The organism is Priestia sp. 179-F W1.4 NHS, from assembly GCF_045369295.1.
Classification (GTDB): Bacteria; Bacillota; Bacilli; order Bacillales; family Bacillaceae_H; genus Priestia; species Priestia zanthoxyli.
On the sequence record NZ_JBIQFF010000004.1, the window covers coordinates 19,896 to 32,707 of the forward strand.

13 protein-coding genes and 4 tRNA genes are annotated in these 12,812 nt (G+C 38.2%); all 17 read left to right on the forward strand.

Translation table 11 applies throughout. The features are described from left to right. Positions 1-36 precede the first annotated feature (36 nt). The 17 genes from ACH0CI_RS18680 (at position 37) to yycF (ending at position 12,808) form a co-directional block, all read left to right on the forward strand. Positions 37-1,050 carry a YkvI family membrane protein gene (locus ACH0CI_RS18680; RefSeq protein ID WP_028411916.1) on the forward strand — a complete coding sequence of 338 codons (1,014 nt, stop codon included), beginning with the start codon at positions 37-39 and terminating at the stop codon, positions 1,048-1,050. A gap of 67 nt (positions 1,051-1,117) precedes the next feature. Continuing rightward, the gene (locus ACH0CI_RS18685) at positions 1,118-2,011 is read left to right on the forward strand and encodes a mechanosensitive ion channel family protein (RefSeq protein ID WP_028409761.1); all 894 of its coding nucleotides are present in this window, start codon (positions 1,118-1,120) and stop codon (positions 2,009-2,011) included. Positions 2,012-2,025: 14 nt separating this feature from the next. After that, positions 2,026-2,223: a DUF951 domain-containing protein gene (locus tag ACH0CI_RS18690; protein WP_013059917.1), complete on the forward strand. Its 198-nt coding sequence runs from the start codon at positions 2,026-2,028 to the stop codon at positions 2,221-2,223. A 170-nt stretch (positions 2,224-2,393) separates the two neighbouring features. Next, positions 2,394-3,494, forward strand: a complete 1,101-nt coding sequence (ychF, locus tag ACH0CI_RS18695; RefSeq protein ID WP_028411917.1) for a redox-regulated ATPase YchF — start codon at positions 2,394-2,396, stop codon at positions 3,492-3,494. A 189-nt stretch (positions 3,495-3,683) separates the two neighbouring features. Then, complete coding sequence (gene rpsF / locus ACH0CI_RS18700; RefSeq protein ID WP_013059915.1) at positions 3,684-3,971, forward strand: 30S ribosomal protein S6; 288 nt, start codon at positions 3,684-3,686, stop codon at positions 3,969-3,971. Between the two features lie 47 nt (positions 3,972-4,018). Continuing rightward, positions 4,019-4,519, forward strand: a complete 501-nt coding sequence (ssb, locus tag ACH0CI_RS18705) for a single-stranded DNA-binding protein (protein ID WP_013059914.1) — start codon at positions 4,019-4,021, stop codon at positions 4,517-4,519. 66 nt (positions 4,520-4,585) lie between these two features. Continuing rightward, positions 4,586-4,825, forward strand: a complete 240-nt coding sequence (gene rpsR, locus ACH0CI_RS18710; protein WP_013059913.1) for a 30S ribosomal protein S18 — start codon at positions 4,586-4,588, stop codon at positions 4,823-4,825. Positions 4,826-4,963: 138 nt separating this feature from the next. Beyond that, positions 4,964-5,911: a YybS family protein gene (locus ACH0CI_RS18715; protein ID WP_048021652.1), complete on the forward strand. Its 948-nt coding sequence runs from the start codon at positions 4,964-4,966 to the stop codon at positions 5,909-5,911. A gap of 36 nt (positions 5,912-5,947) precedes the next feature. After that, positions 5,948-7,921, forward strand: a complete 1,974-nt coding sequence (locus ACH0CI_RS18720; protein WP_025752414.1) for a DHH family phosphoesterase — start codon at positions 5,948-5,950, stop codon at positions 7,919-7,921. Then, positions 7,918-8,367: a 50S ribosomal protein L9 gene (gene rplI, locus ACH0CI_RS18725; protein ID WP_013059910.1), complete on the forward strand. Its 450-nt coding sequence runs from the start codon at positions 7,918-7,920 to the stop codon at positions 8,365-8,367. The genes ACH0CI_RS18720 and rplI overlap by 4 nt, the downstream gene beginning before the upstream one ends. 116 nt (positions 8,368-8,483) lie before the next feature. Next, positions 8,484-9,848 (forward strand): replicative DNA helicase, encoded by a 1,365-nt coding sequence (gene dnaB, locus ACH0CI_RS18730; protein ID WP_013059909.1) that lies wholly within the window; start codon positions 8,484-8,486, stop codon positions 9,846-9,848. Between the two features lie 187 nt (positions 9,849-10,035). Beyond that, positions 10,036-11,322 carry an adenylosuccinate synthase gene (locus ACH0CI_RS18735; protein WP_013085553.1) on the forward strand — a complete coding sequence of 429 codons (1,287 nt, stop codon included), beginning with the start codon at positions 10,036-10,038 and terminating at the stop codon, positions 11,320-11,322. 168 nt (positions 11,323-11,490) lie between these two features. Beyond that, positions 11,491-11,563: transfer RNA gene (locus ACH0CI_RS18740), tRNA-Lys, on the forward strand. 15 nt (positions 11,564-11,578) lie between these two features. Continuing rightward, positions 11,579-11,650 (forward strand) — tRNA-Glu (locus ACH0CI_RS18745). A 35-nt stretch (positions 11,651-11,685) separates the two neighbouring features. Beyond that, positions 11,686-11,761, forward strand: a tRNA-Asp gene (locus ACH0CI_RS18750). 4 nt (positions 11,762-11,765) lie between these two features. After that, positions 11,766-11,838 (forward strand) — tRNA-Phe (locus ACH0CI_RS18755). A 262-nt stretch (positions 11,839-12,100) separates the two neighbouring features. Beyond that, a complete protein-coding gene (yycF, locus tag ACH0CI_RS18760) occupies positions 12,101-12,808 on the forward strand; it encodes a response regulator YycF (RefSeq protein ID WP_013085552.1) in 708 nt (235 codons plus the stop codon). The last annotated feature ends 4 nt before the right edge of the window (positions 12,809-12,812 follow it).

Sequence of the window (12,812 nt, forward strand, 5' to 3'; positions counted from 1 at the left end):
TTCTATACATATATTTCATAGATTGGGGGAAAATCGATGTGGAGAGCAGGATGTAAATGGATATTCTTAATTATGGGAACCATGATAGGCGCTGGATATGCTTCAGGGAGAGAGCTATGGCAGTTTTTTGGCGAAGAAAGCGGACTTGCTATTTTTCTATTTTCTATTATTTTTGCGATTTCTTGCAATGTGATTATGCAAATCAGCTATCGCTATCGAACCAATCAATTTTACCCAGTACTAATTGAATTAATAGGAAAGAAATGGGCTGCAGCCTACGACGTTTTAATCGTTTTTTATTTGTTTACGACGACGGTGATTATGATCGCAGGCGGCGGGGCGACATTGGAAATGTGGCATGTTCCTTACTGGTGGGGAATTGGTGCTCTTAGTGCGTTGATTGTCTTTGTTTTTTCAAGAGGATTAAGTGGACTGCTTTCTATCAATTCTTTCGTTATGCCAATCTTAATGATTGGACTAGCTGGCGTACTTCTTACATTTGTTTTACGTCATCCTGGAGTAACTAATTGGCATCTTCAGCATAATTGGCCTGCTGCTTTTACCTTTACGGCTTTGAATATTCTTCCTCTCGTCGCGGTATTATCTACAATTGGAAAGGAAATTAAAAGCAAAAAAGAGATTTATATTGCAAGTGTTGGCAGTGGTTTTTTATTAGGAGGTCTCTCCTTTATTTATAATGAATCACTTATTCAAGTTTCAGGGCTTCTTTCCTCTTATGAAATTCCATTATTCGCTATTCTTAAAGATTTTCCTTATATGATGACGTTTTTAATGAGCATTGTTTTGCTTATCGCAATTTATACGACAGCCGTTTCGGGAATTTTAGGATTGACCGCGCGTTTTCATACTGAAAAGGTGCAATCTCTTTGGAAACTGGCAGCCTGCTGGCTACTTTTAATGATTCCCTTTACAAAGGTAGGGTTTTCTACTTTGATTGCCGTTTTGTATCCAATGTATGGAATCGTCAATTTATTTCTAGTAACAGCCGTTCTGTTGTATCCATTTCGAAATCGCTACAAAAGTTCGTAGAAACTTGCTACAATAGGTTAAAACTTTCTCATATGCAGATTATGTTACGTTAGGAGCTACATGTAGTATGAATTCGTTGAAGTCGGTTTTTAAGAACGTGTTTGAGCCATTTTTTCAAGAAGAAACGTGGGCACATATTGGAGAGGGATTTATAAAAATTCTGTTGATTCTACTTATTTCCATGTTTTTAATTCGGATTGGAAAGAAAGCGTTAAATAAATTTGTAGAGGTTCGCACAAATAGCCCTCTGCGTATTTCTGAGCGACGAGAAGCTACGATGGTCCGTTTGCTTCAAAATATTTTTTCTTATGCCATTTATTTCGTTGCGGGAGTTATGATTTTAGAAACATTATCGGTAGATGTCCGTGGATTGCTAGCGGGGGCTGGAATCGTAGGGCTCGCAGTAGGGTTTGGTGCTCAAAACTTAGTGAAAGACATTATCACGGGATTTTTTATTATCTTTGAAGATCAGTTCTCCGTTGGGGATTATGTTCGAGTAGGAACATTCGAGGGAACTGTGGAAGAAATTGGGTTGCGCACCACGAAGATTAAGAGTTGGACAGGCGAAATTAATATTTTGCCCAATGGCAGTATTGTGGAGGTCACTAATTTTTCGTTACATAACAGCGTAGCTTTCGTTGATGTAAGCATTTCTTATGAAGAAAACATACAAAAAGCAGAACAAGTGATTTTAGACCTGTTAGAAGAATTGCCAAGTCGCTATGAAGATATGGTGAAAACGCCTGAACTGCTGGGGGTTCAAAATATCCATGCAACTGAAGTTACAATGAGGATTACAAGCGAAGTAAAACCAATGAGACATTTCCATATTTCTCGTATGATTCGTAAAGAAGTGCGTACAAGGCTAAATGAACATGGAATTGAAGTTCCATTTCCACGTATGGTTATGTATAATCGTACAGAAGAAGCACAGCATTCGTCGACGTTGAAAGGGACATAAGGAGGAGAGAGCTGATGACGGAAAAAGAATTTGGTTTAAATGACGTTGTGGAAATGAAAAAACCTCATCCTTGCGGTACAAATGAATGGAAAATCATTCGAATGGGAATGGATATCCGTATTAAATGTGAAGGCTGCGGCCATAGCGTAATGATTCCAAGACGTGATTTTGCACGTAAAATGAAAAAAATTCTTGTAAAGCATGAGGAATAACCTCATGCATTTTCTATGTTTATGCCTTATACTGTAAGGTGGGACAAAATGAGGCACCTTAACCCCATGGGGTTAAAGGTTCTTTATCAAACTTGTATTTCAAAAGTTGACTCACTATAATTGTGACAGGTTAACTTGTTTCGGATATATAAAGAGGAGTGAATAAATATATGGCTTTAACAGCTGGAATTGTTGGTCTTCCTAACGTTGGAAAATCAACATTATTTAATGCAATTACACAAGCGGGCGCAGAATCTGCGAACTACCCTTTCTGTACGATTGATCCTAACGTAGGTATCGTAGAAGTACCTGATCATCGTCTTCAAAAACTTACAGAGCTTGTAAAACCTAAAAAAACAATCCCAACAGCATTTGAATTCACAGATATCGCTGGAATCGTAAAAGGTGCTAGTAAAGGTGAAGGATTGGGAAATAAATTCTTATCTCATATTCGAGAAGTAGATGCGATTTGTCACGTTGTGCGTTGTTTTGAAGATGAAAACATCACGCACGTTTCAGGAAAAGTAGATCCTATCTCAGATATTGAAACAATTAATTTAGAGTTGATTTTAGCAGATTTAGAAACGGTAGAGAAACGTATTGGCCGTGTTCAAAAAATGGCTAAACAAAAAGACAAAGAAGCAATGTATGAATATGAAATTCTAGAGAAACTAAAGAATGCATTTGAAAGTGATCAGCCAGCTCGTGCTGTATCATTTACAGAAGAACAAATGAAATTAGTAAAACAATTTCACTTGCTAACGATTAAGCCTATTCTTTATGTAGCAAACGTTGCTGAAGATGAAGTAGCCGATGCATCTGCTAACGAATATGTAGCAAAAGTGCGTGAGTATGCGGCAAGCGAAGGTGCAGAAGTAATTGTTGTTTGCGCACGCATTGAATCTGAAATTGCTGAACTTGAAGGAGAAGAAAAAGCAATGTTCCTTGAAGAACTAGGCATTGAACAGTCAGGTCTAGATCAGCTTGTACGTGCAGCGTACGATTTACTTGGATTAGCTACGTACTTTACAGCTGGTGAGCAAGAAGTACGCGCGTGGACGTTTACACAAGGTATGAAAGCTCCTGAGTGTGCAGGTATTATTCATACAGATTTTGAACGTGGATTTATTCGTGCAGAAACGGTATCATACGAGGATTTATTAGCTGCCAAAACAATGGGAGCAGCTCGTGAAGCTGGAAAAGTACGTTTAGAAGGAAAAGAATACATCGTAAAAGACGGAGACGTTATGCATTTCCGCTTTAACGTATAAGATTAAAAGCCGAAAGAAGATATCTTCTTTCGGCTTTTATCGTTGGCGAAAATATTAGCGTATATTTACGAAACAGCCCGCAATGCATATTGCTTTGCCTAGGGTAGTGTGCTATAATTTTAATTCGTGAGTAATATTTTATTGCTCCTTGCCCGTTTCGGGCCGTTAGACCAAAAGGAGGTGACAGTGATGAGAAAGTATGAAGTAATGTACATCATCCGTCCAAGCATTGATGACGAAGCAAAGAAAGCATTAGTTGAGCGCTTCAACGGCGTATTAACTGATAATGGTGCTGAAATCGCAAATGTTAAAGAATGGGGTAAACGTCGTTTAGCATACGAAATCAATGATTTCCGTGACGGTTACTACATGATTCTTGACGTGGCGGCTACTTCAGAAGCAGTTTCTGAATTTGATCGTCTTGCGAAAATCAACGAAGACATTATCCGTCATATCGTTGTTAAACAAGAAGCATAATTAAACGTTTAAATAAATGGGTTTTATTTCCTTAAGGAGTGGTTCTGATGATGAATCGCGTAATTCTCGTAGGACGCTTAACCAAAGATCCTGAATTACGTTATACCCCGAGTGGAGCAGCGGTTGCAACATTCACTTTAGCGGTAAACCGCACATTTACAAATCAGCAAGGTGAACGTGAAGCTGACTTCATCAACTGTGTTGTATGGCGTCGTCAGGCTGAAAATGCAGCCAATTTCCTTAAAAAAGGAAGTTTAGCTGGTGTTGATGGTCGACTACAATCTCGCAGTTACGAAGGACAAGACGGTCGTCGTGTATACGTAACGGAAGTTGTAGCGGAAAGTGTGCAATTTTTAGAGCCGAAAAGTGGCGGTGGGGATACGCAACGCAGTAACTTTGCTAACACTGGAGGATCTGGACAAGGCTCTCCATTTGGAGATAATCAGAACCGTAACTCAGGTAATCAAGGTTATACTCGCGTTGATGATGATCCATTTGCAAATAATGGCGAGACAATTGACATTTCTGATGACGATTTACCGTTTTAATTCGCAGTAGATTATCCGGAGTATAAAATTTTATAGAAACTTTTAAGCGGAAGGAGGCGTATCAAAATGGCAGGTGGACGTAAAGGTGGACGCAACAGACGTCGTAAAGTTTGTTTCTTCACAGCAAACGGCATCACTCACATCGATTACAAAGATGTAGATATGCTTAAAAAATTCGTTTCAGAGCGTGGTAAAATTTTACCTCGTCGTGTAACTGGAACAAGCGCTAAATACCAACGTAAATTAACGATCGCTATCAAACGCGCTCGTCAAATGGCATTATTACCATATGTTTCTGGTGAATAATGAACGGTATAAAAAGAGGCAGTAAGGATTCCCTTACTGCCTCTTTTTACATTACATAGGTGCTCTTTTGTCAAATAGTTGCTTCTTATGAACTGAATCGATAAAATAAATAATAGTCTATATCAACGAGGTGAAGTTGTGAAAGGAATTCGATATATTACAGAAGGAGCAGCTCTTTTAGCGCTGTTTGTAGCGCTGATGTTAGCGTCCCTCTATGTACCTCTTTTGGGAGTGGTTTTGGCTTTCGTATTAGGTGTACCCTTTATCGTTTTTACTATGAGACATGGATTCGGAAAATCTGTCCTCTTTTTTATCGTAGCCGTCTTACTGACTGTTTTGTTTGGAACGTTAAAAGCATTACCTATTACCTTTATATTTGGAATAGGGGGAACAATGATAGGTGTACTTTATGCTAAAAAGCAGTCAAGGTATATTACTTTATTAGGAGGTACCATTGCCTTCGCATTTGGATTTTTATTATGGTTTGTGTTAACTATTTCGTTATTACATATAAATCTATCGGCTGATCAATGGGCCACTACAGTGAATGAGTCTATCGATCGAAGTATAAAGTTATCGGAAAGCTTAGGTCGGAGTGTAAGTCAGCAGCAAATTGAAAGAACAAAAGACTCTATTTCCATGTTAAAATATATAATCCCAACATTTTTGGTAGTCGTAGGTGCAGTATTTTCACTAATTACTCAGGCTATAGCTGCACCTATATTAAAGCGTTTAGGTCATGAAGTGGAAAAATTTCCTCCTATTCGTACATTAAAATTACCTAAAAGTATTCTTTGGTATTATTTAATTGCATTAATACTGACTTTTCCTATGTTTAATTTTGAACAAGGATCTTTCATGTATATTGTAATTTTAAATATGCTTGCACTGTTGCAAATGCTAGTCGTGTTACAAGGGATCTCTTTTATTTTCTATTTCTCACATCAAAAAGGGTATGCCAAAGCAATTCCAATTGTTGTAACAATTTTAGCATTAATTATTCCAATTATCCTTCAAATTGTGCGCATCTTAGGTATAATTGATTTAGGATTTAATTTAAGAAAACAATTAGACACAAAAAAGTAGATATTGTGGAACTTAAAAAAGTAGGAGCTGAAATGGATGCCTGTCTTTACAAAAAAGAACGTCATTCGCTATCCATTTTACTCATTGTATAGTATAGCCCTGATTTTAGTAGGTATCGTGACCTATCATAATTGGATCATAGGAATGATAGGCTTTATATTACTATTAGCCTGTCTTTTTCTATACATGAGAATGGAGCGAATGCTGTCCGATGAGTTTGAAACCTATATTTCAATGCTGTCTCATCGGTTGAAAAAAGTAGGCGAAGAGGCATTAATGGAAATGCCGATTGGGATTATGCTATTTAATGATGAATATCAAATTGAATGGACCAATCCTTTTCTAGCATCTTGTCTCGGTGAAGACACACTGGTGGGAAGATCATTATACGATGTGGCAGAGAGTATTATTCCACTGATCAAACAAGAAGTGGAAACAGAAGTCGTCACGTTGCATGATCGGAAATTCAAAGTGGTGATTAAACGAGACGAGCGCTTACTGTACTTCTTTGATATTACAGAGCAAATAGAAATCGAAAAATTGTATGAGGAAGAACGAACAAGTTTAGGCATTATCTTTTTAGATAATTATGATGAACTAACGCAAGGAATGGATGATCAAGTTAAAAGTAACTTGAATAGCCAAGTAACTTCTATGTTAAATAGTTGGGCTCAAGAATACGGTATTTTTATTAAACGTACGTCTTCTGAGAAATTTATTGCGATTATGAATGAACAAATCTTAATTCATTTAGAGCGAAGCAAATTTTCTATCTTAGACCAAGTTCGAGAAGAGACGTCTAAACAAAATATACCGCTTACATTGAGCATTGGTATCGGAGCTGGTGCTGCTGATTTACCTGAGCTAGGTGCTTTAGCTCAATCTAGCTTGGATTTGGCCTTAGGCCGAGGTGGAGATCAAGTAGCGATTAAACAGCCGAATGGAAAAGTGAAATTCTTTGGCGGCAAGACTAATCCAATGGAAAAACGGACGCGCGTGCGTGCCAGAGTTATTTCTCACGCGTTAAAAGAGCTCATTACAGAGAGTGGAAAAGTGATTATCATGGGTCATAAGTATCCGGATATGGATGCTGTAGGAGCTGCTATTGGGATATTAAAAGTAGCGCAAGTAAATCAGAAAGACGGTTTTATCGTATTAGATCCTGATCATATTGATACAGGTGTTCAGCGAATGCTAGAAGAGATTAAAAAGAAAGAAGGCCTGTGGGAACGATTTATTACGCCTGAAGAAGCCTTAAATCTTGTGAGTGATGATACTCTTTTAGTAGTAGTAGATACGCATAAGCCGTCGCTCGTTATTGAAGAAAGGTTATTAAATCGTATTGAAAATGTCGTGGTCATTGATCATCATAGACGAGGAGAAGACTTTATCGAAGACCCTCTTCTTGTCTATATGGAGCCATATGCTTCCTCGACAGCAGAACTCGTTACTGAGCTTCTTGAATACCAGCCAAAACGATTTAAAATTGATATGCTAGAGGCAACAGCGCTTTTAGCCGGTATTATTGTCGATACAAAAAGCTTTACATTACGCACGGGATCTCGTACGTTTGATGCAGCGTCCTTTTTACGTTCTCAAGGCGCAGATACGGTTCTTGTTCAAAAGTTTTTAAAAGAAGATATTACGCAATATGTACAGCGAGCACGCTTCATTGAACATGCAGAGATTTATACAGCGGGTATTGCCATTTCACGCGCTGAACCGAACAAAATGTATGATCAAGTGTTAATCGCGCAAGCTGCAGATACGCTGCTTTCAATCAGCGGAGTGGTTGCTTCGTTTGTTATTTCTAAGCGACGGGATAATCTAATTGGCATTAGTGCTAGATCGCTTGGAGATATCAATGTACAAGTTATTATGGAAAGTCTCCAAGGCGGAGGCCACTTAACGAATGCTGCTACTCAGCTTCAAGACATTAGTTTGGATGAAGCTGAAGAAAGGCTTAAACAAGCAATTGATGAGTACTTAGATGGAGGTAAAAAATCATGAAAGTAATTTTCTTAAAAGATGTAAAAGGAAAAGGCAAAAAAGGTGAAGTGAAAAATGTTTCAGATGGTTATGCACATAACTTCTTATTAAAAAATGGTTATGCTGTTGAAGCTACAGGCGGTAATGTGAAGGTATTAGAAGCACAAAAAAATAGAGAGCAAAAAGATGCAGCTGCAGAACTTCAAGCAAACAAAGAGTTAAAAGCAACTCTTGAAGAACTAACAGTTGAATTAACAGCAAAATCTGGTGAAGGTGGCCGTTTATTCGGTTCTATCACAAGCAAACAAATTGCTGAAGAATTAAAGAAAAAACACAAAATTAAAGTAGATAAGCGTAAAATTGAATTAAATGATGCCATTCGCGCATTAGGCTACACAAATGTACCGGTTAAATTACATCCGGAAGTAACGGCTACTGTAAAGGTACACGTGACTGAACAAAAATAAACGTACGATTGAGAAATAAGTAAATAATATAAAGGGTTGGCGCGGACTTGTATTTGTTCGCGCCAACATTTATGATGAAAGAAAATACTGAAAGAATATAAGAGGGGCATAGAAATATGAGTGATCTTTTTGCTGATCGTCTTCCGCCTCAGAATATTGAAGCAGAGCAAGCGCTATTAGGGGCCATTTTCTTAGAGCCTTCTTCTTTAACCTTAGCATCTGAACTGCTGATACCTGAAGATTTTTATCGGGCATCGCACCAGAAAATCTTTACATGTATGCTGAAACTTTCTGACCAAGGTGAACCGGTTGATTTGGTAACGGTAACGTCTGAATTAGCTGACCAAAAAATCCTAGAAGAAGTTGGCGGCGTATCGTATTTAAGTGATTTAGCTAACTCTGTTCCAACGGCTGCAAACGTAGAATATTACGGTAAAATTGTAGAAGAAAAGTCGATTTTACGCCGTCTAATTCGTACTGCAACGCATATTGCTTCAGAAGGATATGCAAGGGAAGACGAAGTGGAAGTTTTATTAAATGAAGCGGAAAAAAACATTTTAGAAGTAGCACAGCGTAAAAACAGCGGTGTGTTTCAAAATATCAAAGATGTACTTGTACAAACGTACGATGATATCGAAGTTCTTCACAATCGAAAAGGTGACATTACAGGTATCCCAACTGGGTTTAGTGATTTAGATAGAATGACAGCAGGGTTCCAGCGAAATGATTTAATCATTGTAGCGGCGCGTCCATCGGTAGGTAAAACGGCTTTTGCCTTAAATATTGCGCAAAACGTTGCAACGAAAACGGATGAGAACGTAGCAATATTCAGTTTAGAGATGGGTGCTCAGCAGCTTGTTATGAGGATGCTGTGTGCCGAAGGAAATATTGATGCACAAAGGCTGCGTACAGGCTCGCTTACAGCCGATGACTGGGGAAAGCTCACGATGGCAATGGGATCTTTGTCCAATGCAGGGATTTATATTGATGATACACCGGGTATTCGAGTAGGTGAAATTCGTTCTAAGTGTCGTCGCTTGAAACAAGAAGGCGGACTTGGGATGATTTTAATTGACTACTTACAGCTTATTCAAGGTAATGGACGAAGCGGAGAAAACCGACAGCAGGAAGTATCTGAAATTTCGCGTGCGTTAAAAGCTTTAGCCCGTGAATTAGAAGTTCCTGTTATCGCCTTATCACAGCTTTCCCGTGGCGTAGAGCAGAGACAAGATAAGCGACCGATGATGTCTGATATCCGTGAATCCGGAAGTATTGAGCAGGATGCCGATATCGTAGCTTTCTTATATCGTGAAGACTATTATGAAAAAGACACAGAAAATCAAAATATTATCGAGATTATTATAGCTAAGCAGCGTAACGGTCCAGTTGGAACCGTACAGCTTGCCTTTGTAAAAGAATACAATAAATTCGTTAATCTCGAGCGGCGCTTTGATGACGCAGGAGTGCCGCCTGGTGCATAAAACCTCTCAATATGAGAGGTTTTATTTTATTGTTATCGCATTCGTTCCGCAAAATACGATATATTTGTAATAACTTTTGTTAAATCGTTCGGATTTAATTGACTTTAGTGTGATAAATTGATACACTTATCCATGGTTAAATTATGTCGTAGTGAGCTGTTGCTTACTAAGCGGAGGTGCTTAAGATATGTCTTCAGTCGTTGTAGTAGGAACACAATGGGGAGATGAAGGAAAAGGGAAGATTACAGACTTCCTATCAGAAAATGCAGAAGTGATTGCACGTTACCAAGGTGGGAACAATGCAGGTCACACAATTAAGTTTAATGGTGAAACTTATAAGTTACATTTAATTCCTTCAGGTATTTTTTATAATGACAAAACGTGTGTAATTGGAAACGGTATGGTTGTTGATCCAAAAGCACTTGTTCAAGAATTAAAATACTTACATGATCGCGGTGTAACAACAGAAAACTTACGTATTAGTAACCGAGCTCATGTGATTCTTCCATATCATTTAAAATTAGATGAAGTTGAAGAAGAACGTAAAGGTGAAAATAAGATTGGTACAACGAAAAAAGGTATTGGACCAGCTTATATGGATAAAGCAGCACGTGTTGGTATTCGAATTGCCGATTTACTAGACCGTGAAGTATTTGAAGCAAAATTAACACAAAACTTAGCTGAAAAGAATCGCCTTCTTGAAAAAATGTATGAAGTAGAAGGCTTTACATTAGAAGAAATTTTAGATGAGTACTATGAGTATGGTCAACAAGTTGCAAAATATGTTGTTGATACATCAGTAGTATTAAATGATGCGTTAGACGAAGGACGTCGTGTACTATTTGAAGGCGCACAAGGTGTTATGTTAGATATCGACCAAGGAACATATCCATTTGTTACATCTTCAAACCCAGTAGCGGGTGGAGTAACAATTGGTTCTGGTGTAGGTCCATCTAAGATCAAACACGTTGTAGGCGTATCAAAAGCGTATACAACTCGTGTTGGTGACGGTCCTTTCCCAACTGAATTAACAAACGAAATCGGTGATCAAATCCGTGAAGTAGGACGTGAATACGGTACAACAACTGGTCGTCCTCGCCGTGTAGGTTGGTTTGACAGTGTAGTTGTACGTCATGCTCGCCGCGTTAGCGGAATCACAGACTTATCTTTAAACTCAATTGATGTATTAACGGGAATTGAGACATTAAAGATTTGTGTAGCTTACCGTTATAAAGGGGAAGTTATGGAAGAATTCCCTGCTAGCTTAAAAACACTTGCAGAATGCGAACCTGTATATGAAGAGCTTCCAGGTTGGACAGAAGATATCACGGGTGTGAAAACATTAGATGAGTTACCTGATAACGCTCGCCACTACTTAGAGCGCGTGTCTCAATTAACAGGTATTCCTTTATCTATTTTCTCTGTAGGTCCAGATCGTACACAAACAAATGTATTACGTGGTGTATATAGCTAAATAAAAAGAGTTAGCTCTTCGTGAGCTAACCTTTTTTATTTATAATTGGTGCTTTTTTAACAAGATTTTTAAAAAAAGCTCAATAATAAAAAGAAAGTTTTAAAAAAACTATTGCATTTATATGAAATATCATGTTATTATAATAAGCGTCGCTAAGAGATATAACATGAGCCATTAGCTCAGTTGGTAGAGCATCTGACTTTTAATCAGAGGGTCGAAGGTTCGAGTCCTTCATGGCTCACTTTTGTTACAACGTGGCCCGTTGGTCAAGCGGTTAAGACACCGCCCTTTCACGGCGGTAACACGGGTTCGAATCCCGTACGGGTCATTTTTAATATTTTTAATACATAGCATATAGACTGAGGTCCCGTGGTGTAGCGGTTAACATGCCTGCCTGTCACGCAGGAGATCGCGGGTTCGATTCCCGTCGGGACCGCCATTTTGGCTCGGTAGCTCAGTTGGTAGAGCAAAGGACTGAAAATCCTTGTGTCGGCGGTTCGATTCCGTCCCGAGCCATCAAAAAGCATGACTTTATTTAAAGTCATGCTTTTTTCTTTTATTTACATTTAAAAGAAAACGTTATTTGCTTTGCATCTCTTTTATGGTAATATATTACTTTTGTATTTAGAGATGGTTGAAAATCATATATCTTCATGTATAGTAGAGGATGAACTTGTGACGTTTCAAGGGTTATCAAGTATAATAAAATTACGGTATTCAAACAGTATGAATACTATCTTTTATATTTTGCTTCAACTAATAAAGGAGAACGATGATCATGGATAAACGTATTTTAGTCGTAGATGACGAAAAGCCGATTGCAGATATTTTAAAGTTTAATTTGCAAAAAGAAGGTTACGAAGTATTTTGTGCTTATGATGGCGTAGAAGCACTTGAAAAAGTGGAAGAAGTACAGCCTGAAATGATTTTATTAGATATTATGCTTCCTCAGAAAGATGGAATGGAAGTTTGCCGAGAAGTGCGCAAAAAATATGATATGCCCATTATCATGTTAACAGCAAAAGACTCTGAAATTGACAAGGTTTTAGGTCTAGAATTAGGTGCAGATGATTATGTAACTAAGCCGTTCAGTACGCGTGAATTATTAGCACGTGTAAAAGCTAATTTACGTAGACATCAGCAGGTAGCTGTTCCAACAGAAGAAAGTGAAACGAATGAAATTACGATTGGAGCACTTGTTATTCATCCAGATGCTTATATTGTGTCTAAGCGCGGAGAAACGATTGAACTGACTCATCGTGAATTTGAGCTGCTGCATTATTTAGCGAAGCACATTGGACAAGTCATGACGCGTGAACACTTGCTTCAAACTGTATGGGGTTATGACTATTTTGGTGATGTGCGTACGGTAGATGTAACAGTTCGAAGATTACGTGAAAAAATTGAAGATAATCCAAGCCATCCAATGTGGATTGTAACAAGACGTGGAGTAGGCTATTATTTACGCAGCCCAGAGCAGGAGTAATTTT